Source organism: Flavobacterium ajazii (genome assembly GCF_010614725.1).
Classification (GTDB): domain Bacteria; phylum Bacteroidota; class Bacteroidia; order Flavobacteriales; family Flavobacteriaceae; genus Flavobacterium; species Flavobacterium ajazii.
The window spans coordinates 1-22,896 of record NZ_JAAEHL010000007.1; the positions used below are offsets into that span (position 1 = coordinate 1).

18 protein-coding genes are annotated in these 22,896 nt (G+C 33.9%); 7 read left to right on the forward strand and 11 right to left on the reverse strand.

Annotation, left to right across the window (positions count from 1 at the left end):
* Positions 1-579 precede the first annotated feature (579 nt).
* From GWR14_RS13485 to GWR14_RS13505, 5 genes are all read right to left on the reverse strand, one after another.
* Positions 580-1,209 (reverse strand): DsbA family oxidoreductase, encoded by a 630-nt coding sequence (locus GWR14_RS13485; RefSeq protein WP_163409606.1) that lies wholly within the window; start codon positions 1,207-1,209, stop codon positions 580-582.
* Positions 1,210-1,441: 232 nt separating this feature from the next.
* Positions 1,442-2,560 (reverse strand): DNA polymerase III subunit beta, encoded by a 1,119-nt coding sequence (dnaN, locus tag GWR14_RS13490; RefSeq protein WP_163409607.1) that lies wholly within the window; start codon positions 2,558-2,560, stop codon positions 1,442-1,444.
* Between the two features lie 77 nt (positions 2,561-2,637).
* Positions 2,638-4,350 (reverse strand): gliding motility-associated ABC transporter substrate-binding protein GldG, encoded by a 1,713-nt coding sequence (gene gldG, locus GWR14_RS13495; protein ID WP_163409608.1) that lies wholly within the window; start codon positions 4,348-4,350, stop codon positions 2,638-2,640.
* Positions 4,350-5,075 (reverse strand): gliding motility-associated ABC transporter permease subunit GldF, encoded by a 726-nt coding sequence (gldF, locus tag GWR14_RS13500; protein WP_163409609.1) that lies wholly within the window; start codon positions 5,073-5,075, stop codon positions 4,350-4,352. The genes gldG and gldF overlap by 1 nt, the downstream gene beginning before the upstream one ends.
* A 203-nt stretch (positions 5,076-5,278) precedes the next feature.
* Positions 5,279-6,106: an SAM hydrolase/SAM-dependent halogenase family protein gene (locus GWR14_RS13505; RefSeq protein ID WP_163409610.1), complete on the reverse strand. Its 828-nt coding sequence runs from the start codon at positions 6,104-6,106 to the stop codon at positions 5,279-5,281.
* A 181-nt stretch (positions 6,107-6,287) separates the two neighbouring features.
* On the opposite strand from GWR14_RS13505, the gene GWR14_RS13510 reads away from it, so the two are divergent.
* The 6 genes from GWR14_RS13510 to GWR14_RS13535 all read left to right on the forward strand — a co-directional run bounded on the left by GWR14_RS13510 (position 6,288) and on the right by GWR14_RS13535 (position 13,608).
* Positions 6,288-7,238, forward strand: a complete 951-nt coding sequence (locus GWR14_RS13510) for a PhoH family protein (RefSeq protein ID WP_163409611.1) — start codon at positions 6,288-6,290, stop codon at positions 7,236-7,238.
* A 138-nt stretch (positions 7,239-7,376) separates the two neighbouring features.
* Positions 7,377-7,862 carry a hypothetical protein gene (locus tag GWR14_RS13515; protein ID WP_163409612.1) on the forward strand — a complete coding sequence of 162 codons (486 nt, stop codon included), beginning with the start codon at positions 7,377-7,379 and terminating at the stop codon, positions 7,860-7,862.
* Positions 7,863-8,019: 157 nt separating this feature from the next.
* Positions 8,020-8,850 (forward strand): Cof-type HAD-IIB family hydrolase, encoded by an 831-nt coding sequence (locus GWR14_RS13520; protein ID WP_163409613.1) that lies wholly within the window; start codon positions 8,020-8,022, stop codon positions 8,848-8,850.
* Positions 8,851-9,000: 150 nt separating this feature from the next.
* Positions 9,001-11,349, forward strand: coding sequence for a S9 family peptidase (locus GWR14_RS13525; protein WP_163409614.1), 2,349 nt, complete (start codon positions 9,001-9,003; stop codon positions 11,347-11,349).
* A gap of 133 nt (positions 11,350-11,482) precedes the next feature.
* Positions 11,483-12,436 carry a phosphoribosylaminoimidazolesuccinocarboxamide synthase gene (locus GWR14_RS13530; protein ID WP_163409615.1) on the forward strand — a complete coding sequence of 318 codons (954 nt, stop codon included), beginning with the start codon at positions 11,483-11,485 and terminating at the stop codon, positions 12,434-12,436.
* 32 nt (positions 12,437-12,468) lie between these two features.
* On the forward strand, positions 12,469-13,608 hold the full coding sequence (locus GWR14_RS13535) for a glycoside hydrolase family 26 protein (RefSeq protein ID WP_163409616.1): 1,140 nt from the start codon (positions 12,469-12,471) through the stop codon (positions 13,606-13,608).
* Between the two features lie 62 nt (positions 13,609-13,670).
* On the opposite strand, the gene GWR14_RS13540 is transcribed toward GWR14_RS13535, so the two are convergent.
* On the reverse strand, positions 13,671-14,210 hold the full coding sequence (locus GWR14_RS13540) for an SRPBCC family protein (protein WP_163409617.1): 540 nt from the start codon (positions 14,208-14,210) through the stop codon (positions 13,671-13,673).
* A gap of 318 nt (positions 14,211-14,528) precedes the next feature.
* Between GWR14_RS13540 and GWR14_RS13545 the strand changes: the two genes are divergently transcribed.
* The gene (locus GWR14_RS13545) at positions 14,529-14,912 is read left to right on the forward strand and encodes an ankyrin repeat domain-containing protein (RefSeq protein WP_163409618.1); all 384 of its coding nucleotides are present in this window, start codon (positions 14,529-14,531) and stop codon (positions 14,910-14,912) included.
* A gap of 271 nt (positions 14,913-15,183) precedes the next feature.
* Here the strand turns inward: GWR14_RS13545 and GWR14_RS13550 are convergent, their stop codons facing one another.
* The 5 genes from GWR14_RS13550 to GWR14_RS13570 form a co-directional block, all read right to left on the reverse strand.
* Positions 15,184-18,282, reverse strand: coding sequence for an efflux RND transporter permease subunit (locus GWR14_RS13550; RefSeq protein WP_163409619.1), 3,099 nt, complete (start codon positions 18,280-18,282; stop codon positions 15,184-15,186).
* Between the two features lie 3 nt (positions 18,283-18,285).
* Positions 18,286-19,371 (reverse strand): efflux RND transporter periplasmic adaptor subunit, encoded by a 1,086-nt coding sequence (locus GWR14_RS13555; protein WP_163409620.1) that lies wholly within the window; start codon positions 19,369-19,371, stop codon positions 18,286-18,288.
* An 11-nt stretch (positions 19,372-19,382) separates the two neighbouring features.
* On the reverse strand, positions 19,383-20,630 hold the full coding sequence (locus GWR14_RS13560) for a TolC family protein (RefSeq protein ID WP_163409621.1): 1,248 nt from the start codon (positions 20,628-20,630) through the stop codon (positions 19,383-19,385).
* A 97-nt stretch (positions 20,631-20,727) separates the two neighbouring features.
* Complete coding sequence (locus tag GWR14_RS13565; protein WP_163409622.1) at positions 20,728-22,086, reverse strand: HAMP domain-containing sensor histidine kinase; 1,359 nt, start codon at positions 22,084-22,086, stop codon at positions 20,728-20,730.
* Entirely contained in the window at positions 22,083-22,763 is a 681-nt protein-coding gene (locus GWR14_RS13570; RefSeq protein WP_163409623.1) for a response regulator transcription factor, read from the reverse strand. Before GWR14_RS13570 ends, GWR14_RS13565 begins: the two co-directional genes overlap by 4 nt.
* Positions 22,764-22,896: the final 133 nt, after the last annotated feature.

The following is a 22,896-nucleotide window of genomic DNA, read 5'->3' on the forward strand; positions in this document are numbered from 1 at the left end:
CAAGCTTTTTTAATGAGTTTTTTTCCTTTTTTTTAAATCTTTTTCTTAACTAACTCATAACAGCTTATTTACATTTTAAAATTTCTCCCAATATTGTACGGGTTTTCTGAATAGCACCGGATTTTTGGCAGTTTTTACCCTTTTCTCTTTATCCTTTTTGAAGAGTTTTTATCCTTTACCAAGCTTTTTAGAGGATTTTTCAGGATTTTAAAACTCTTTCCTACTCAAAACTTCTTTTGAAAACTCAAATCCATAGCCCCCATAGAAGCGAAAATCCTTTTTAGATAAGGGTACCGCCCCAAAAGATTGTAGCGGATAGTGGGAAATAGCTCCTGATTTTTCAAAATTCAAAACTCTAAACTTTAAAAGAACTTCTACCTCCCTCAACCAAACAAAACTTTACTCTTAATATATGATAGTATAATATTCCCTACTTATATATGTATAAAAAACAAACCCGACAGATTTTCGAAAGCTATAAAAGTGAAGACCCTAACAAAAACATACTTATATATACTTCAAACTAAAAAACCGACAAGATTAAAACTTATCGGCTTTTCTTTTCCTATTTTCTAAAGGTTATTTCTTGATCTCATTAATTGTTTGCACAAAAGTTTCTACAGGCTGTGCTCCTGAAACCGCATATTTCCTATCAAAAACAAAAAACGGAACACCTCTTACACCTATTTCCTGAGCTTCGTCAATATCAGCTTTAACATTACTCAAATATAAAGATTCATTTTCAACCACATCCTGCACTTCATTGTTCTCTAACCCGCATTGAACCCCTAATTCTATCAAAGTTGAAACATTACCCAAATCTCTTCCTTCAGTAAAATAGGCCCTGAAGAAAATTTCTTCCATTTCACCTCCTAAACCTTTTGATTTGGCTAATTGGATAATTCGGTGAGCTGTCAGCGAATTTGAAATAATCGCTTTGTCAAAATTATAATCCAATCCCACACTTTTTGCTCTTTCCGCAACTCCTTTATGCATTTCTTTGGACTGTTCAAGTGTAATAGCTTTGTGTTCTGCCAAAAAAGCATAAACATCTTTTCCCGGTTGCGAAGTTATTAATGGGTCAAGCTGAAAACTTTTCCATTCAATTTCAAATTCATCATTTGGAAATTCAGCCAAAGCCGATTCCAACAGTCTTTTTCCGATATAACAAAACGGGCACATAATATCCGACCAAATTTCTATTTTCATTTTTTACTATGTTTATTTATCTTAAAACCTCAGTTTTTGACTTAATACAAAGTACGTACTTTTTTTTGCAAGTCAATCCAACATAGATCAAAATAAAAAACCGCAACTCTGTTTAAGAATTGCGGTTTTCAGGTATAAAAAATGGTTGGTTAATAGCGATATTTTTTTTTACAATGATATGTCTTTAATTTGAAACTAAAAAAAATCCCTGTAACAAAAAGAAGTTTTGATGTTAACTATTTAACATCACGGGCATTACCAACATTGTAACAGTTTCTCCTTCTTCTAAACCATCAACTGGCGTAAGAATTCCTGCCCTGTTAGGCAATGACATCTCCAACATAATCATGTCTGACTGTAAATTAGTAAGCATTTCTGTTAAAAAACGTGAATTGAAACCAATTTGCATATCATCTCCCTGATAATCGCAAGTTAATCTTTCCTCAGCTTTATTTGAGTAATCGATATCTTCAGCAGAAACATTCAATTCGGCTCCTGCAATTTTCAAACGGATTTGATGTGTGGTTTTATTTGAGAAAATAGCAACACGACGAACAGAACTTAAAAATAAAGAACGATCGATCATTAACTTGTTTGGATTTTCTTTAGGAATTACCGCTTCATAATTGGGGTATTTACCATCAATCAAACGACACATTAAAATATAGTTATCAAATGAAAAAGTCGCATTTGAATCATTGTATTCAATTTTTACCTCAGCATCAGAAGTACTTAAAATACTTTTCAAAATATTCAAGGGCTTCTTTGGCATGATAAAATCAGCTACCTGAGATGCTTTTACATCTGTGCGGGCATATTTTACTAATTTATGAGCATCTGTCGCAACAAACGTTAATCCTTCTGGTGAAAACTGAAAGAAAACACCTGACATAACCGGACGCAAATCATCGTTTCCGGCTGCGAAAATAGTTTTGCTTACAGCGGTTGCCAAAACATCCGCAGGTACCAAAGTCACAGAAGGATCTTCAAGATTAACTGCTTTTGGAAACTCTTCTCCCGCAGCGTATGCTACAGCATATTTTCCTGAATTAGAACTAATTTCAACAGTATTATTATCTTCAACAGTAAAAGCTAAAGGCTGTTCCGGGAAAGTCTTTAAAATTTCAAGTAATAATTTTGCAGGTACCGCCACACTTCCTTTACTTGTAGAATCGATTGATAATGTAGCAGACATTGTTGTTTCAAGATCCGAAGCCGAAACAGTTAACTCATTATTATTTAGTTCAAATAAGAAGTTATCTAAAATAGGCAACGTATTGTTGCTATTAATTACACTACCTAAAACCTGTAATTGTTTTAATAAGTACGAACTCGATACTATAAATTTCATCTCTCTTTTTTTATTTTTTGTGCTTATTTAGCAATTTAACCCTAAATAAACCGATTACAAATATATCGTAAACAATCTTAGTTTTGCAATTTTTTTATTAACATCTGCTTGCTATATTTTCTTTTTCGGATATAGGTAAATACAAGCCCGAAAATCAATAAAATTAAGATTGGAAGTCCGACAGTTATGAATTGTGACGTCGTATAGTTTTCATAAACTTTCTCTTTATCCAACAAAGGTAAATCCAAATCTTTACTTCTAATGTTAATAAGTCCCGTATCATCCAGAAGATAATTGATACAATTCATTATAAAATCTTTGTTGTCATATAAATTTCCTGAGCGCTGGTCATACCCCAATTCAACCGGCATCATGTTTTTATCTAATTGATTTCGAGCAATGTCACCATCAGCAACAACAATCATTTTGTTTGGTTTTCCTTGTGATGCAAAAGAATTGTCTTTAAAAGGCAACACCCTATTTTCAAAGGCTGAATGAAAAGAACCTTCTAATAAAACTGCAAGAGGCAAATTTCCTTTGTTAAGATAATCTTTTGGAGAAGTCTGCTCTGAGACAATTTCTAAATTAACCTCAGCTGGCGTTCCTATTTTTTTTGAATAAGGCGATGACTGCAATAAAACCGTTTTTTTAATTCCGTTTTTCAAGGTATCAATTGGACTTGCGAAGTCAAATTTTACTCCACCTAGGTTTTTTACAATTGGATGCTTACTTTCAGGCGAAACAAGCGGAGCAAACTTCCAGACAAAATCCTGGTATTGTGTTGCACTTCCCTGTTCTCCTGTAGCCAGTTTTAATGGACTTCCCTGCTCGTCTTTTACCAAATCCGGATTAATTCTGACGCCATATTTAAAAAACATATCATTAAGATTCAAATCTCTTGGATAAGCTAAAGTCGCTCCTGCCTGATTGTACAAACTATCCATATCTGCTGCAACCTGATCAATCATCCACAAGGTTTTACCTCCATTCATGATAAACTGATCCAAAACTTCCTTTTCTTCATCAGTAAAAGTTTCAGTAGGTTTTGAAATGATTGCTAAATCATATTTTTTAAGTGCATTTAAAGTTCCGTTTGGATCTTTGGCTACCGAATCTAATGTAAAAGGCCCGATGAAATAATTTTCACGTATTTGCAACAACATTTTGGCTATATATTGCTCTTTTATTTCACCGTTCCCTTTGATAATTGCAACCTTCTTCTGTTTGTCTTTAGTAATTTTATTAACAGCATCTGCAATAGAATACTCCAAATGTTGAATAGAACCAATCACTTTTTGGGTAGTCGAAGCTCCCATTCTGTTTTTCAGCAAAGGAATATTAACTTCTTTATTATTATAAACTGCAATCGCCCATGGAAAAACCATTTCCTGTGATTGCTTCCCTTTGTCATCAACAGTAATATTTATTGGCGTAAGCCCTTTTTGATACAATGATTTCATCAAATCCATGCTTTCGTCTGCGTTTTCCATAGGATTCACAAATTCGAAAACAATATTGGAATTATAAGCCTGAAATTCTTCCAGCAATTGTTTTGTCTCCTGTTGCAAACGTCTGAAATCGGCAGGCAGATCCCCTTCCATATAAATCTTAATCGACAACGGATTTTTGACTTGTCTTAAGATTTGCAGAGAGGTTTCGGATAAAGTATAACGTTTATCTTTAGTCAAATCGAAACGGTAAAAAAAGAAAGTTCCCAATACATTCAGGACAACCAAAACCAAAATAGTCGCCCACAAAGTTTTGATATTTATTTTAGCTGATGCTTTCATTAGGCTTTAAAAGATTTTAATTGATAAACTGTAAACGATAAAAACAAAACGGTAATACTTAAAAAGTAAATTACATCACGGGTATCAATTACTCCTCTGCTCATACTTTTAAAATGATCCTGCATACCCAATGCCGGAATAAAACCTGAAAATCCCGGAATCAGAGAAGCAATGCTTTCAAAACCGAAATAAAAGAAGAAGCATAAAAAGACCGAAATAATAAAAGCTACAATTTGATTTTCTGAAAGCGTAGAAGTAAAAATTCCAATAGCCGAATAAGAAGCAATCAGGAATAACAATCCGAAATAAGAACCGATTGTGCTTCCCATATCTATATTCCCTTCCGGTAATCCAAGATCCGAAATTACTTTTATATAAATTAAGGTTGGTATAATCGCCAGAATAATCAAAAATAAAGCTCCGAAAAACTTGCCGTTTACGATTTCCCAAATTGACAAAGGCTTAGTTAAAAGCAATTCCAGTGTTCCTTGTTTTTTTTCATCAGAAAAACTTCTCATGGTAACAGCCGGAATCAGAAAAATCAGAATCCATGGCGCTAATGTGAAAAACGGAGTTAAATCGGCATAACCTGTGTTCAGGATATTATAATCTCCTTCAAAAACCCATAAAAAAAGTCCATTGGAAATTAAGAAAATCGCAATGACCAAATAGCCAACAGGAGATCCAAAAAAGGATTTTATTTCCTGTAAAATGATTGATTTCATGTAAAAACATTTATTCGTTTAATCGTTGATTTGCTTACTTGCTTTAGTATTAACATCCAAAAGCATTACAAGCGCGCAAAAGTACCAAAATTGATTGTCTTTTTAGAAAAAAAATAAAAATTCAGTAATGAATTACTTTACTTGTTTTCCAACGTAAAGAGCCAAATTATATTTCATTTAAAACTGAACCTTAAATCTAAGTTTTAAGAAAACTTAATCATAATCACATCACGATAATTTAATCCTAACAAACTATTTGCAGAACCCACTTTTGAAGGATTACTTCTAAAAATGGCAATTTCAAGAAAACCGGCTTCGTTAAAAATAGCCAGTTTTTCTCCTTCATAAGTTTTGATTGGATATTTATCAGAGGTTGCGATAGCCGAATAATTAGGCAAAATAGTTTTGATACTTTTGGGTTTCATCTCTATTTCATACTGACGCCCTTTTGAAACTTCTAAAAACTGTTTTTTAGAAATATTGGTTACAACGTTGCCAAAATGGTCAATATAAATTACATATCCTTTTAGCGAATTTCCGTCAGCTCCAACAACCGCCTGAAGTTCGGTTACTTCTTTAATTTCAGAAACTTCTTTTCCAATAACATTCAATAAACCGCCTTTTGCAAGATGGCAGGCTACTTGTATAAAAATATCCAGATCAGTAAATTCAATAGGGAAACGGTCGTGAATATTGATTTCTACCATTTTTTGCGGAACGATTTTCTGCGTGAGCATACTCAAAATTCCGTTATCAGCACAAATAAAAAAATGATCATTCCATTGTATGGCGATGTGCTGGTTCTCTTTATTACGCTCAATATCGACCCCAATCAGATGTACAGTTCCTTTTGGAAAACTTAAATACGAAGCACCAATAACATAACTTGCTTCAGCAGTGTTAAATGGATCTATATCGTGCGAAATATCAATAATTTTTGCTTCCGGAATTTCCGAAAGTATTTTACCCTTCAGCGAACCAACAAAGTGGTCTTTCAAGCCGTAATCAGTAGTGAGGGTAATTATTGACATCATTTTGTTTATAACTATTGGTAGTATTTAAACCTAAATTTCATTAAATTTGAGAAATGCAAATCTAATAATACTTAACGCAAATTGAAAGAAAGAAATACAATTTGCCCTTAAAGATATAAACATACCCGACAACAATAGATTTACAAACAAATTTATTTTTAATTTAAAACTACCTCATTTGAACGAAAGAATAATCGAGCTAATAGACATCGCTCCTAAAGAATTTTGGGGCGCTCAGGACAGCCATTTAGAAATAATCAAAAAGTATTACCCAAAGCTTAAAATCGTAGCACGAGGGACCACTTTAAAGGCTTTTGGCGAAAAAGAAGTTTTAGATGAATTCGAAAAGAGATTTCAGAGGCTTATGCTTCATTTTACCCGATACAACAACATTGATGATAATGTAATTGAACGTGTAATAATGAGTGATGGTCAGGACGAAAAAAAAGCTTATGACCACGACAAAATATTGGTTCACGGAGTTGGCGGTAAAATTGTAAAAGCAATGACCCCTAACCAGCAGCTGTTGGTTGATACCATCAAAAAGAACGATATGGTTTTTGCTGTTGGACCTGCTGGAACCGGAAAAACGTACACGGGTGTCGCAATGGCCGTAAAAATGCTGAAAGACAAGGAAGTTAAAAGAATCATATTGACCCGTCCGGCAGTTGAAGCAGGAGAAAATCTGGGATTCCTTCCCGGAGATATGAAAGAAAAACTGGATCCTTATATGCAGCCGCTTTATGATGCGTTGCGTGATATGATTCCGAATGAAAAACTGGAAGACTATATCCTGAAAGGAATTATTCAGATTGCTCCTTTAGCCTTCATGCGTGGACGAACTTTAGACAATGCGTTTGTAATACTTGATGAAGCACAAAACACCACACACTCACAAATGAAGATGTTTTTGACGCGTATGGGGAAAAATGCGAAATTTATGATTACTGGCGATCCGGGTCAGGTTGATTTACCTCGTCGCACAATTTCCGGACTTAAAGAAGCTCTTTTGGTACTGAAAGATATTGAAGGCATCGGAATTATTTATCTAGACGATAAAGATATCGTACGTCACAGATTAGTTAAAAAGGTTATTGATGCTTATAAGCAAATAGAAAATCACGATTAATTTTTATTTTTTTAGTGAAATGTTAAATGTAAATCGTGAATTTGTGTTTTAACATTTATTAATATTCGTTTTGTACATTTTTCAACGAAAGGTGCAAAACGAATATTTTTTTTGGAAAAATTTCAAAACAGCAATAAAATGAAAATTAAAATATTAGCTTACATATCAATTATCTGTTTGATTTCATGTAAAAAATCAGAAATTCCTGTTAACAAATTTATTAGAACTTGGTATGATACAGAATATATTGTTCCGGGAAAATCAAGTATTATAATAAAGAAAGATAGTTCTTTTTATTATAGAAGTGCGGGCTGTGATTGGAGAGTAAAATCTAAAGGTCATTGGAAAATAATTGGAGATTCAATAGAGTTAAACAGTACAACTAGTGATACATGCTATAGAATGTTCCCATTTGTTGAATGTATTTCTTTTGAAAAATACAAAGGGAAAGATTTATTGACTATTCCAAACTGTACCCCTAAGGACGATGCTTCTTTTGCGATTTTCAATAAAGAAATATTTTATATTAAAAATGATTCTTTAGTTTATAAATTAAAAGCTAGTTCTAATTGTCCTGATACTTTAAAAATAGCTTATGCAAGAACTCAAAAAATTAAAAGATAAGATTAAAGATTAGAGTTTTATCTATCTTCATAAATTTTTAAGTAAATCGTTAAATAAATAATAAACTTGTCTTATTTCGGGCTTTCAAACGTTTCAAACTTTGGTCTTCCGGGCTTAAAAGCTTAATTTTGCATTTCATAAATATTTGAATATTAATATGACAAAGCTTAAAAATATAAAAGTTGTAGTAAGTGACCTTGACGGAACTTTACTCAACCCACAACACAGAATTTCAGAATACACCAAATCCATTTTTCAGGAACTTCACAATCAAGGATATTTAATTATTGTTGCTACAGGCCGTCATCATCTCGATGCGATGGCCATTATCGAAACACTTGAAGTTCCGGTTTATCTGGTAAGTTCTAACGGAGGAAGAATTCATTCGCCAAATCAGGAAGAACTTTTTGCTTTCAATTTGGACAGCGATGTGGTTAAATCAGCCTTAAATATTGAAATCGATCCTGATATTACGGTAGTATTATTCAAAGAAAAAGTCTGGCAGACTAACAAATGGAATGAAAGACTGAATTCTTTTCAGGCTGAATTAAAATACCGTCCGGAATTGGTCGATTATAAAACGATAGAAGATTTCAAAGCTATAAAAATCTTTTTTTCATGTGATAATCACGAAAAATTAGTAAAAGTGAGAGATGCTGTTTTAGCTAATTCTTCAGAGCATTTACATCATGCTTTTAGTTTACCAACCTGTCTTGAATTCATGGATAAATCTGTAGATAAAGCGGTTGCTATTACAAAAGTTTTAGAAAAAGAAGGATTTACTATGGCAGAAACTGTTTCGTTTGGAGATGGTTTTAATGACTTACAAATGCTTTCTTCTACAGGAAAAGGTTTAATTATGGGAAATGCTCCTGCTCTGTTAAAAGAAACTCTGCCTAATTTAGAAGTTATAAAAACCAATGCCGAAGATGGCGTGGCAAAATATATTGCTTCTAAAATTTTAGATAAAGAATTTATAGAAGGCTAACCTAAAAATATATTTTCATCAAAATAGAGAATCCCTGAAATATTTATTCAGGGATTTTTTTATTAAATAGATGTTTTACAAAGAATTTCACAAAGAAATCATTTTTTAATACTTTCATAATGTACTTTTGTTTTCTCAAAAAATATGACAATGACAAAAAACATTTTTATCCTTGCTTTTTCATTTTTTGCATTTATTGGAAATTGCCAAAAACTGAAGTTAGAAGAAATAATGAAAGGCGAGTCTTTTATTGGAAATCAACCGACTAACGGACGCTGGTCTTTGGACGGAAAAAAAGTTTATTTTGAATGGAATCCAAAAGATGAATTAGGTACCAGTACTTATTTTTGGCAAAAAGGGATGACTAAACCGGAAGTTGTTGCTCCAAAAGAAGCTGCATTTTCTCAACTGGATTTTAAAACAAAACCAGGATCAGATATAGTTTATTATTTAGAAAAAGGAAGTTTGTATTCGTATTCGATTCAGTCAAAAACAGTAAAAAAACTGATTCAGCAATCTGTTGCATTAAGTAATTTAGAACTAGGCAGTCAATCCGGAATTTTGTTTTTTGAACAAAACGATAATATTTTCAAGTATAACACTAAAGAAGGAACGGTTTTACAAATCACCAATTTTACTAAAGGAACTAAAAAGGAAACAAAACCGGAAAAAGAAACTTTTTTGAATACACAGCAAAAAGAGTTATTCCAGTTTATCAGAGACAAAGAAGCTAAGAAACAATGGAATCTTGCCAAAACTAAGGCATTAAAGTCTGATTTTGCCAAAGAATATTTTTACGGAAAAGATGATTTTTATAATTTAAAAGTGAATCCAAACGGAAATTTTACCACTTTTATGTTAGTAGAAAATACTGAAGCCAAAAAAGAAAAAATGGAGGTTTTTATTACGGCAGATGGTTATAATCAAAGTCCTGACACTAAGGAAAAAGTCTCTGTTAATAATTTTGTAAAAACGAAATTCGGAATTTATTCTGTTGCAAAAGATTCGGTTTATTATGTAAACTTTTCAACGTTAAGCCATATTCAGGACACTCCGAAATATTATGAGCAATATGATAATCTGAAAAACAAAACTAAAGAAGATAAACTAATTGTAGCGCTTGCACCTGTTTATAATGTAAATGGTTCATTGGCTATTGTTGAAATCAGAAGTCAGGACAATAAAGACAGATGGCTGGTAAATTTAAATCTTGACAAAGGGACTTTTGAGGAAATTGAATACCAGCATGACGAAGCGTGGATTGGAGGTCCTGGAATTCCATCGTATTCATTTGATTCCGGTAATTTAGGCTTTTTAGCAGATAATGAAACTATTTATTTTCAGTCTGAGGCTACCGGATACTCGCACTTGTATACCTATAACATAAAGACAAAAAAGAAAACTCAGTTAACCAAAGGAAACTGGGAAGTTCGTGATTTGACTTTATCTAAGGATAAAAAAGTATTTTATTTGAGTACAAATACAACGCATCCGGGAAACAGAAACTTCTATAAATTAGTCGCTGCAGATGGTGTTTTACAGCCTATTTTAACCAAAGACGGTGCGTATGAAGTAGTACTTTCTCCAGACGAAAAATCACTTTTAGTCCGCTACTCATATAAAAATATTCCCTGGGATTTTTATGTGGCCGAAAATAAAAAGAACACATCTTTACAGCAAATCTCATCGTCAGTTTCAGAAGATTTTAAAAAATACCAGTGGAGAGAACCTGAAGTAATTACATTTAAAGCACAGGACGGAACTCCGGTAAACGCAAGATTATATACACCTGCTGCAGAAGTTAAAAACAAAGCCGCAATAATTTTTGTTCACGGTGCAGGTTATCTTCAAAATGCACATAATTTCTGGAGCAATTATTACAGAGAATACATGTTCCATAATCTGTTAACCGATTTGGGTTACACTGTTTTAGATATTGATTATAGAGGGAGTGATGGTTACGGCCGTGATTTCAGAACCGGAATTTACCGTTTTATGGGCGGAAAAGATTTATCTGATCATTTAGACGGAAAAAAAGTATTAGTTGAGAAATATGGTATCGATACCAACAGAGTTGGAATTTATGGAGGTTCTTATGGCGGTTTTATTACTTTGATGGGAATGCTGACTACTCCGGGCGAATTTACTTCGGGAGCTGCATTACGATCTGTTACAGACTGGGCACATTACAATCATGGCTATACAGGGAATATTTTAAATTTTCCTGAAACAGATCCGGAAGCTTACAAAAAGAGCTCACCAATTTATTTTGCAGATAACTTAAAAGGTAATTTGGTAATACTACACGGAATGGTTGATGACAATGTAGAATATAAAGATATTGTACGTTTGTCTCAGCGTTTTATTGAATTAGAGAAAAAGAATTGGAGTCTGGCTTCTTTCCCTGTTGAATCCCATGGCTTTAAAGAAACCTATTCCTGGATTGATGAATACAGCCGAATCTTAAATCTATTCAATTCGACACTTCTAAAACAATAATTTTTTAGTTGATGAGTATTAGCTTTTACACCAAAAACATTAACTATAAACTATCAACAAATAAACATTTGTTTGCTCTTTTAAATAGTTTTAAATTTGCATTCATAAAAAAACAACACAACTATAAAGGACAATGAGCAATACAATCACAACCACAAATTTTAATTTCCCGAATCAGAAATCAGTTTACCGCGGAAAAGTTAGAGAAGTTTACAACATCAATGATGAGCTTTTAGTAATGGTAGCAACCGACAGACTTTCGGCTTTTGATGTGGTTTTGCCAAAAGGAATTCCGTACAAAGGACAAATCCTGAACCAGATTGCAACAAAATTTATGGAACTGACAGAAGATATCGTTCCAAACTGGCTGATTGCAACTCCGGATCCTAACGTTGCTGTTGGACATTTATGTGAACCTTTTAAAGTCGAAATGGTAATCCGTGGCTATCTTTCAGGACACGCTGCCCGTGAATATGCTGCCGGAAGAAAACAAATCTGCGGAGTAACTATGGCTGAGGGTTTAAAAGAAAATGATAAATTTCCGGAACCAATTATCACCCCAACTACAAAAGCAGATAATGGTTCTCATGATGAAGATATTTCTCGTGAAGACATTCTTGCGAAAGGAATCGTTTCTGAAGAAGATTATTTAGTTTTAGAAAAATATACCAAAGCTTTATTTGAAAGAGGAACTGAAATCGCTGCAAAACGCGGATTGATTTTAGTAGATACAAAATACGAATTCGGTAAAACGAAAGACGGTGTTATTGTTTTAATTGACGAAATTCATACTCCAGATTCTTCCCGTTATTTTTATGCTGATGGATATCAGGAAAGACAAGATAAAGGAGAAGAACAAAAACAATTATCAAAAGAGTTTGTACGTCGCTGGTTAATCGAAAACGGCTTTCAGGGTCAGGAAGGACAGCAGATTCCTGAAATGACGGATGCTTATATCGAATCAGTTTCTGAAAGATATATCGAATTATACGAGAATATTTTAGGAGAAAAATTCGTTAAAGCGGATATTGACAATATTGATCAACGTATTGATAAAAACGTATTAGAATACCTTTCTTCTAAATAGTACTTTTCGGGTTTAAACTAACTATTTAAACCATGAATTTTATAACTAATAAAAAATGTGCCCTATTGTTCTTATTTATGACAGCAGGGCATTTTCTTTTTGCGCAGATTGACAAAAAGGCGACAAAAGAAACCAAAAACCTATATCAAAATCTCAAAACCATTTCAAAAGAACATATCCTTTTTGGTCATCAGCATGCGCTCGAATATGGGCATGGCTGGAGTAATGAATCCAATAGATCTGATGTTGAATCGGTCACAGGTTCGCATCCTGCTGTTGTTGGAATTGATTTCAGTGATTTTTCAGGACAGTCAAAAGAGAGAATTGAAAAAACGAAAGAGGTTTTAAGAAAAAACGTTATTGACACTTATGAACGTGGCGGAATTACAACTGTTGCCTGGCACTTTAATAACCCAGCATCTGAAGGAGGTTTTTACTGGAAAGACGGAATCTCGACTGCTTCAATGTCTTTAATTAAGCCGGGAGGTTCTCATCACGAAGAATATAAAGAAATTTTAAAAACAATTGCTGATTTTGCCCATTCTGTAAAAGCAAAAGACGGTAAACTTGCTCCCATGATTTTTAGACCTTACCATGAATTTGACGGAGATTGGTTCTGGTGGGGGAAAAAATATACTTCCCGTGAAGATTTTATAGCTGTCTGGCAATTTACAATTTCGTATTTAAGAGATACTTTGGGAGTTCATAATTTTATTTATGCTTTTTCACCGGATAACCGATTTAATTCTGAAGAAGAATATTTGGAACGATATCCGGGAGACGATTTTGTAGATTTGTTTGGAATGGATGATTATGGTGATTTTGGGCGTGATGGTAAATATGATCTGGAAGCAGCGAAAAGGAAATTAAAAATAATTTCAGACATCGCAATCAAAAAGAATAAATTAGCCGCTTTTACCGAAACAGGCCTAGAATCGGTTCCGAATGCAACATGGTGGACCGAAACTTTATTAAAAACATTACAATCAGAGAAATTAGAACTGGCTTATGTTTTGGTCTGGCGAAACGACACTACAAGTCCGACACATTTTTATGCTCCGTTTCCCGGACAAGTAAGTGTCCCGGATTTTATAAAGTTCTATGAAAATCCTTATACTTTATTTGAGAAGGATTTAAAAAATGTCTATCAGAAGAATTTCAAATTAAGATGAATTTTAGCCACAGATTAAATCAATTAAACAATAATTTTTGAATCTAATCTGTGGCTAAAAATTTAGTTTTCCATTTTTACCTTCAAATTTTCCAGTCCTTTTTGTAAATCGTTGCCAATAATCTGATCCATTTTCATGACAGGCAGCATCATATTCATTGGGTATGGCATAACGCCACTTATCCCCCATTTTACCTTCGTCTGATTTTCGGAAACAGTTTCTGTAGTCATAAAACCAACAGCAGTATCTTCCATTGGTTTCTTAAAACGCAATGCAAAATCCAGACGTTTCCCTTCAGTAATTTTTGTTATTTCCTGTTCTCCTTCGCCTACATCTCGAACATCGCTTTCCCATGCAGAGATGGATCCAACAGTTCCGTCAGTTCCTTTATAAGTAGTCTTCATTTTAGGGTCAATATTAGCCCAAACGCTAAATTCGTTCTGATTTTTTAAATATCTGACATAATTAAAAATCGAATCAGCTGGTTTATTAATGGTTATTTCTCTTGTTACAGCATATTCTCTTGGCATAAAATAAGCTGCAATTAATACTACAGAAATAATTAAAATCAGGATAACTAAAACTCTTTTGATGAATAACATAAGCTGTGATTTAAGTAGTTAGTAAAGATTTTTGTTAGTTAAAGTTAAAAAAAGAACAATTAGGATTTACACGATTTCATTTTTTTATAAGATTTTTTACATTTTTTTGATTTAATCTGTAACATATCGACTTATTCGGCGTCTATATAGAAACAAGTAATTTAACATTTTTGAAAAGCTTGCGAGGGAATTTATTAAATGAATGTTAAGAATTAGTTAAAACATAGTACCTTGTAATACATAATACAAAAATTAGATTACCTTTACATCAGAATTAAAAAATCATCATCATTAATCAATCAACAAACAACAATCGTTATGAAAAAATCAATCGTTTACCTAGGAGTAGCTTTAGTAGCTTTTACAAATGTTTCTTTAGCTTCAAATTTCAAGTCTTTAAATGAAGACAAAAAAGTTATAGTTGCACCTTATGATGCATCACCACTAAATGTCGCAATTTTAAAAGGTGACATTCAAAGCGTTTTAAAATTTATTGAATACGGGGCTGACGTTAATGAAAAAAGTGAGGAAATGACTCCTTTAATGACAGCTGCACGCTACAATAAAGTTGAAATCCTTAAAATTTTATTGGCACAGGGGGCAAAACCGGGTATTAAAAATGAAAAAGGATTTACTGCTTTGAAATATGCACAATTATCTAATGCAGCAGAAGCAGTTTCCATTTTAAAAGATTTGAAATAAAAAATCGCTAAAAGTTTTAAGAGTTTTTAAGTTAGTTGAAACGACCTTCCTGAGCAGAAGGTCGTTTTTATTTTTGGTGCCTTTTTAGCCCCGATGGGACTGGCATCCTATTATGGCGGTGTTCGACATAAAAGATATAAGGGACAGCGGGATCAGCTCCTGAAAATTAATATCCTTTATTTGATATAATGCAAAAAAGCACCATTAAAAATTAATGATGCTTTTATTTGAAATTAATATAACCAACAATGATATCAACTTCTATTCTATTCTATTCTATTGGGGCATGTTTTTTACGATTGAATATCCAGAACAAAATTGGAAAAACCAATAACGTTAAAACTGTTGCTGTGATTAATCCTCCAATGATTACTATCGCTAATGGTTTTTGTGACTCAGAACCAATACCGGTTGAAATTGCTGCCGGTAATAAACCTATTGAAGCCATCAAAGCTGTCATTACTACGGCTCTGGTTCTGGCTTTTACCCCCATCAAAATAGATTCTTCGAGAGAAAATTTAGCCTTCAGATTATGATGGAATTCGGATATCAGGATAACTCCATTTTGAATACAAATTCCGAGTAAAGCGATAAAACCAACTCCAGCTGAGATTCCGAAATTCATTCCGGTTAAGTGCAATGCTATGATACCACCAATTACTGCAAATGGAACATTCGCCAAAACAAGCAATGAATCTTTTATATTTCCGAATAAAATAAACAGCAGCACAAAAATCCCTATCAAACTAATTGGTACTACCTGAGCCAGACGGGCACTGGCACGGACCTGATTTTCAAATTCTCCTGTCCAGCCCGTAGTGTAACCTGCCGGCATTTTTACTTCGGCTACTTTTTCCTGTGCTTCGGCAATTGTACTTCCTAAATCACGATCACGAACAGAGAATTTAACCCCAATAAATCGTTTGGTATTGTCTCTGTAAATAAAAGCCGGTCCTGTAACGGTTTTAATATCGCAGATTTCTTTCAACGGAATTTTGGCACCGCTGATTGTTGGCACTTTTAACTCTGCTAAATCTTCTTCGTCTTTTCGGTATTCTTTGGAGAAACGAACCCTAACATCAAATTTCTTTTCATCTTCATACTTTTGAGTTGCTGTTTTTCCTCCAAAAGCCAATTCTAAAACAGCCTGGGCATCACTTAATGTAACACCATAAGCAGCCATTTTTTCTCTGTCCAAAATCACACTGATTTCAGGTTGGCCAACGTTTCTGAGAATTCCGACGTCTTTGATACCCGGAATATTTTTGATTTTAGCTAAAACCTCATTTGATAATTCATCCAGTTTATCCAAATCATCACCATAAATTTTCACTGCATTAGACGCTTTAAAACCTGCTACAGATTCGGCTACGTTGTCAATAACAGGCTGTGAATAATTATAGGTAATTCCCTGATGCACTTTTAATTTCTGATCCATTTCGTTAATCAGTTCATCCATATTGATTTTTCGCGTCCATTCTGATTTAGGTTTTAAATCAACCTGAAGCTGAATGAATCCAAAACCGTTTGGATCTGTTCCGTCATTGCTGCGGCCGGTTTGCGAAAGCACCTTTTTAACTTCCGGAAAAGTTTCCAGATCTTTTCTGATTAATGCGGCTGTCTGCACACTCTCAGGAAGTGACGTACTCATAGGCAATTCGGCTGTTACCCATAAAGCGCCCTCGTTCAACTGAGGTAAAAATTCGGTTCCTAAAAACGAAGCTGAAAAGAATGTTGCTGCAATAATCGAAATCGAAATGACCAAAGATTTTACTTTGTGTTTGAATGTCCAGGCAAAACCTTTCCCTACAATTCTGTCCCAAAAATTCACGAAAGGATTGTTTTTTTCTTTTACATTTTTATTTAAAAGAATATGTGATAAAACCGGTACAAGTGTCAAAGTGAAAAGCAAAGCTCCCATTAAGGCAAAACCTAATGTAAAAGCCAAAGGCGAAAACATTTTTCCTTCTACTTTCTGAAAAGAAAATATCGGCAATAAAGCAGTAATAATGATTAATTTAGAAAAGAAGATAGCTTTACCCATTTCTGTTCCGGTTTTCTTAATCAGGCTTCCTTTGGCAATCTTGTTGTAAGCCGTCATTCCTAATTGATGGGCACGGTGATCCAAAACCACAAACAATCCTTCAACCATTACCACCGCACCGTCAATAATAATTCCGAAATCGACTGCCCCCAGACTCAGCAGATTGGCGCTCATTCCCATCATTTTTAGACATAAAAATGCAAACAATAAAGAAAGCGGAATCACAATCGAAACTGTAAAAGTAGTCCTCCAGTCAGCCATGAAAAGAAACACAACGCAGGTAACCAGAATAATTCCTTCAAATAAATTGTGCATTACAGTTTCTGTCGTGAAATTCATCAGATTATCACGATCGTAAAAGGTTTCAATTTTGATATCTTTCGGCAGTACATTTTCATTTAAATCTTTGATTTTATCTTTAATTAAAGCCAAAGTTTCCTGAGCATTTTCGCCTTTTCGCATTACGACAATCCCTTCAACAGCATCATCATTTTTACCAATACCTGTCTGACCAACTCTTGGCATTGAACTTTCGTAGACAGAAGCTACGTTTTTAACTAAAATCGGATTTCCACCCGCCTGATCCACGATAATGTTTTCAATATCTTTTCTGGATTTTAAAAGTCCGACTCCACGAACTACAAATGCCTGTCCGTTTTTTTCGATAATATCACCCCCAACATTTAAGTTTCCTGCATCCACAGCATTGTAAACCTGAAGCGGTGTAATATTGTATTTTGCTAATTTAACGGGATCAACTCCCACTTCATAGGTTTTTGTCTGACCTCCGAAAACATTCAAATCTGCCACACCCGGAACTGAACGAAGCTGTTTGTCGATAACCCAATTTTGATAGGTTAATAATTCACGGCTGTCACGGCTGTCACTTTTTACAATATATCGGAATATTTCTCCTGTTGGACCGTAAGGCGGCTGTACATCAGGTTCAACATCGTCTGGAAGCGTAACGTTTTTCAATAAATTATTGACCTGAAAACGTGCGAATGTATCATCTACCCCATCATCAAAAATGATTTTGATAACCGATAATCCAAACATGGTAATACTACGTACACTTGTCTTTTTCTGAACCGAATTCATGGAAATTTCAATAGGAGAAGTAACAAAACGTTCTACTTCTTCAGCACTTTTTCCGTTCCATTGTGTAATAATGATAATCTGGGTATTCGTTACATCCGGAAAAGCGTCAATGGGCATGTTTTTGAAGGAAATAAATCCTGCAACAGCCAGTAATCCCACCCAAAAAAAGGTGAATGCTTTGTTCTTAAGCGAAAAAGCAATAATATTTCGTATGAATTTGTTCATGTCTTATTCGTTTAAAGCACGGTAAATAAATAACTGATTGTTGGTAATGACTTTTTCGTTCTCTTTTAAACCGCTTGAGATATAGGTAGTTTTTCCAACCACTCGATAAACCTCAACTTGTCTGGTTTCGATGTTGTGACGATCTTTAAAAATCATGACGAAGTTTTTACTTTTATCGAAAACAATAGCGTCACTCGGAATTGCAATCATCGATTTATCTTCTTTAAAAGATAGTTTTATGTTTGCATTCATATCCGGTTTTAGTAAAAATCCCGGGTTTTGTAGTTTGACTCTCGCCTGCATTGCTTTGGTTTCAGGATCGATAACGTTGAAAATTTTATCTACTTTTCCTTTAAAAACTTTGTCAGGATAACTTAAAGTGGTAACATCTGCATCGATTCCTAATTTTACTTTATTAATATCAATTTCATTAATGTTTGCCATTGCCCAGACTTCGCTTATTTCGGCAATGTCAAAAATATTTTCTGAGCGGTCACTTCTCAAAAGCATATCCTGATTGATGCTCTTTTGAATCACAAAACCACTGATTGGCGCTGTAACTTCGTAAATAGAACCTGCTTTGATATTGTAAATTTTATACGTTTCCTGAATTTTGCTTAATTGTGACTGTGCCTTATTTACTTCCGATTTTGCCTGAAGCACATCACTTTCAGAATTTAATTTTCCGTCAAATAATTCCTGAGCTACTTTCAGATTATTTTTGGCTACCAGCAAATCACTTTTTGCATCAAGGGATTGTTTTTCAAAATCGGCGATATCAGTACTTTTTATAGTAGCCAGCACCTGACCTTTCTTTACATAATCGCCAAGCTCCACATTTACTTTGATTACGTTTCCTCCTACTAGCGGATAAACATCTATCATTTTATTGTTGTCGGCTGTAATTTTACCATAAAAGCTCAATTCGTTGGTTACCGGTTGTATTTGTGCAACTGCCGTTGTTGTCGATTTCAGCATGTTATCGCTTAAAGCGAAGGAGGTATTAATCTGCGGATTTTCTACTTCTTTTTTACAGCCTGTGATGGATAAACTCACAATTGCAATTCCGATAATTAGTTTATGTTTCATTTCATTTGTTTTTAAAATAAATCTTTGTTGATTGTACTGTTTAATTCTTCGGCAGACAGCGCCAGTTTTTTCTTTAACTCGTTTACCTGAATATTTGCCTGATTGTAACTTTCCATAAAATCAGTAAATTCTAACAAACTGATGTTTCTTTTCTGGAAATTCGTTAAGATTCCATTGTAAACAGCTTCAAAATCTGAGTTTACGGTTGGTTTTATTACTACATAGTTTTTACGGGATTCGTCCCATTTATTCCAGGCGGATGTAATTTCTGTCTGAAGCTGTAGTTCAAAATTTTGCTTTTCAATTTTAGATTGTTCCAGAATGGTTTTGGCGTACTTGATATTTCCTTTGTTTTGATTCCAAAGCGGTAGCGGAATTCCAACAGTAACATTCGCTTCATTATTAAAAGCCCCGCTTCGCTGATCATATTTTGCTCCTAAAGTGATATCCGGAACCGAAAGCGATTTTTGCCATTTTACGTTTAGTTCGTTGGCATCGATTTCCTTTTGTTTTGCCAGATAATCCGGTCTGTTTGCAATAGCTTCGTTTTCGAAAGATTTTAAGTCGAAATCAATTGTTTTTAAATATTTGCTGAATTCGTCTTTTGAAACATTCGGAACAATTTCTTCAGTTGAATTCAAAAGCAATTTCAGATTCGCCTGCTCTTCGATGTTGTTATTTACTACCTCCATTCGCTCATTTTTAAAATTCAGATAAAGCGACTGCAGACGCACAACATCCCTTAGAGGAATATTCCCTTTTTGCGCCTGAACTGAATACGAATTGATTAAATCTTCAATATGAGCCAATTGTTTGTCTGTTGTTTCCAGACTTTTGGTGTTGTAATAAACCGTGTAAAAACTTTTGCGCAGTTGAAGCTTCAGGGTTCTCAACAAATCATTGAACTGCAGTTCTGCCAGCTGTTCATTGGTTTTCGCTAATTTTACTTCGTTACGTTTTTTTCCGCCTAAATAAATCAGCTGTTCAATACCAAATACTTTTTGACCTTGTTTTCCAATGTCAAAAAATTTATCCCTATCCGGATTGTAGGCGTTTAATTCTGCCGTAATTGTTGGATTGTCCCAGATGCGTGCCTGAATTGTAAGTGCTTTTGAGGCATCAACATTGTAATGCGAAGCCAGCAGGAAGAGGTTGTTTTTTAAAAACTGACTTTCACAATCTTCTAAAGTGACTGTTTTTTGAGCCAGAACCATCTGATTCATGGCAATCAGCAGGAATAATGCAAATAACTTTTTCATCGTATCATTTTTATTTGATACAAATATGCTATCGCAGGACTTTAAGACACCTTAAGAAAGACCTTAAAAAGTGCTTAAAAATATTAAGGAGGATTGATTAATGAAAAATCAACTGAAATAAATTGGTGTTTTCTGCAGGAATGCTATATAAGATTTTGGCATCATGAATCGCTAAAATACGATTTACAATGCGTAACCCCAGTCCGAAACCGGAAGTGCCTTTTGAATTTTCGCCACGCATGAAAGGCTGGAAAAGGTTTTTCTGTTCTTTTTCACTCAGCGTTTTTCCGGTATTTAAAACTGAAATTACCAAATGATCTTCCTGAGTACTAATTTTTACTTTTGCCTGTTTGTTATCAGAGTAAACACAGGCATTTTTCAGGACATTACTCAATGCAATTTCCAAAAGGTTTTTATTTCCTTTAATTTCTAAAGCCGTATCCAGATTGTCGCTTTCTTCTATTTCAAAAAGAATAACAAAATCCGGAAAAGTTTTATTTAAATTTTCAATGGACGAAAACAGAATTTCATCCATTCTGTGAATTTCATTGTTTCCAGAAGTATTGGTATCAATTTTTGATAATACCAGTAAGGAATTAATTAATTCCGATAAATGGTTGACATCAGATAAAATAGTTTTTAAAAAAGTTTTTCCTTTAATTGATGTTTCCTGATCTGCAATTGTATTTTCAATTTGAGCTGTGATTCTAGACAAGGGAGTTCTGAGCTCATGTGAGGCGTGGGCCGTAAACTCTTTTTGTTTTTGATATGAAACCTCTATTCTGTCCATCATAAAATTGAACTCATTGGCAATCAGATCAATTTCGTTTTTATTGCTTTTGGATTCTACGCGGGTATCCAAATTGTTTTCGTTTATATTTTTAATCTTCTGATGAAAAATACTTAACGGATTCATCGCTTTTTTTACCATTAAAGAGGTTAAAACCCAGCAGATACAGGTAAAAAAGATGTAAGATATAATTAAGGTATATCGTAAAAAAAGTAGTTTTCGTTTGCCATAATCATCTGTGGCTGATATTAAGGCATAAAAATCCCGGTCTTTAGTATCATAAAAAACACCGTACACTTCATAATCGCCCTGCTGTTTAAAAAACGTTTTATGTTTTTTGAGGTATTTTAAATCGTTGACAGACCAGTCAATTTTAGCATCATCGATACTACTGTAGATGAGTTTGAAATGTGAATCGAAAACCAGTGTTTTTTCATCATACAATTTATTGATTGAATTCTGGTCAATCATTTTTAAAAGCTGATCGTCAACTTCTTTTACATTTACCAGAAGTTTGATATTCGAAAGTGCTTTTATTTCTAAGCGGTCACGAAATTCTTCCTTTCTGAAATTAGAATACAAAACAAAAATCACAGTCGAAGCCAGTCCAAAAAGGATTGTAAAGAGCAGACTTACTAAAAGTGATATCCTGTTTTTTAATGTCATTCCTGATCGCTTAAATAATATCCATAACCGATTTTGGTTCGGATTAATTTTGTTTCGTGGTCTTTGTCAATCTTTTTTCGAAGAAAATTAATGTAAACTTCAATTGTGTTTTGATTGGTTTCGATATGATAATCCCAAAGTTTTTCGGCTATAAATTGCTTAGAAAGCACTTTTCCTTTGGCCTGAGCCAAAATCAGAATCAGTTTAAATTCTTTTGGCGTAAGTTTGATTTCTTCGCCTGCGCGGAACACTTTCATTTCAGATTCTGAAATTTCCAGATCCTGAATCACAATCTTTTCTTCTGCCTGCTGCGGAATTTCTTTTCGTCTTAAAAGAGAAGAAATCCTGGCGTACAACTCTTCAAAATGAAAAGGTTTTACCAAATAATCATCGGCACCACTATCAAAAGAAGCCAGTTTGTCTTCAATTTCGCTGAAAGCAGTCAACATAATTATTGGCGTTTTCTTATCAACTTCACGTATCTTTTTACAAACTTCAATTCCGTTTATACCAGGAACATTGATATCAAGAATGACTAAATCATAATCATACGGAAAATATTTTCGAAGCAAAAAAGCGCCATCATAATAAGGAACACACTCGAATTCTTTTGAAGCAAAGAACACTGCTATTTCTTTGGATAAAGTAAAGTCGTCTTCGAGCAGTAAAATTTTCATGCTTGTTTTTTATTAGTTAATCTGTCAATCTCTGCGATAGCAATATTTCAGTTTTCACAATAATTTCAAGTTTTAAAAAACTTAAAAACAAATCTCAAACCCTCTTGATATAGCAATCTTCATACTAAGATTT

Bases quoted from the DNA above. Each gene is read 5' to 3' on its own strand.
- GWR14_RS13485 (WP_163409606.1), bottom strand. From the start codon at position 1,209: ATGAAAATAGAAATTTGGTCGGATATTATGTGCCCGTTTTGTTATATC.
- dnaN (WP_163409607.1), bottom strand. From the start codon at position 2,560: ATGAAATTTATAGTATCGAGTTCGTACTTATTAAAACAATTACAGGTT.
- gldG (WP_163409608.1), bottom strand. From the start codon at position 4,350: ATGAAAGCATCAGCTAAAATAAATATCAAAACTTTGTGGGCGACTATT.
- gldF (WP_163409609.1), bottom strand. From the start codon at position 5,075: ATGAAATCAATCATTTTACAGGAAATAAAATCCTTTTTTGGATCTCCT.
- GWR14_RS13505 (WP_163409610.1), bottom strand. From the start codon at position 6,106: ATGTCAATAATTACCCTCACTACTGATTACGGCTTGAAAGACCACTTT.
- GWR14_RS13515 (WP_163409612.1), top strand. From the start codon at position 7,377: ATGAAAATTAAAATATTAGCTTACATATCAATTATCTGTTTGATTTCA.
- GWR14_RS13520 (WP_163409613.1), top strand. From the start codon at position 8,020: ATGACAAAGCTTAAAAATATAAAAGTTGTAGTAAGTGACCTTGACGGA.
- GWR14_RS13525 (WP_163409614.1), top strand. From the start codon at position 9,001: ATGACAAAAAACATTTTTATCCTTGCTTTTTCATTTTTTGCATTTATT.
- GWR14_RS13530 (WP_163409615.1), top strand. From the start codon at position 11,483: ATGAGCAATACAATCACAACCACAAATTTTAATTTCCCGAATCAGAAA.
- GWR14_RS13535 (WP_163409616.1), top strand. From the start codon at position 12,469: ATGAATTTTATAACTAATAAAAAATGTGCCCTATTGTTCTTATTTATG.
- GWR14_RS13540 (WP_163409617.1), bottom strand. From the start codon at position 14,210: ATGTTATTCATCAAAAGAGTTTTAGTTATCCTGATTTTAATTATTTCT.
- GWR14_RS13545 (WP_163409618.1), top strand. From the start codon at position 14,529: ATGAAAAAATCAATCGTTTACCTAGGAGTAGCTTTAGTAGCTTTTACA.
- GWR14_RS13550 (WP_163409619.1), bottom strand. From the start codon at position 18,282: ATGAACAAATTCATACGAAATATTATTGCTTTTTCGCTTAAGAACAAA.
- GWR14_RS13555 (WP_163409620.1), bottom strand. From the start codon at position 19,371: ATGAAACATAAACTAATTATCGGAATTGCAATTGTGAGTTTATCCATC.
- GWR14_RS13560 (WP_163409621.1), bottom strand. From the start codon at position 20,630: ATGAAAAAGTTATTTGCATTATTCCTGCTGATTGCCATGAATCAGATG.
- GWR14_RS13565 (WP_163409622.1), bottom strand. From the start codon at position 22,086: ATGACATTAAAAAACAGGATATCACTTTTAGTAAGTCTGCTCTTTACA.
- GWR14_RS13570 (WP_163409623.1), bottom strand. From the start codon at position 22,763: ATGAAAATTTTACTGCTCGAAGACGACTTTACTTTATCCAAAGAAATA.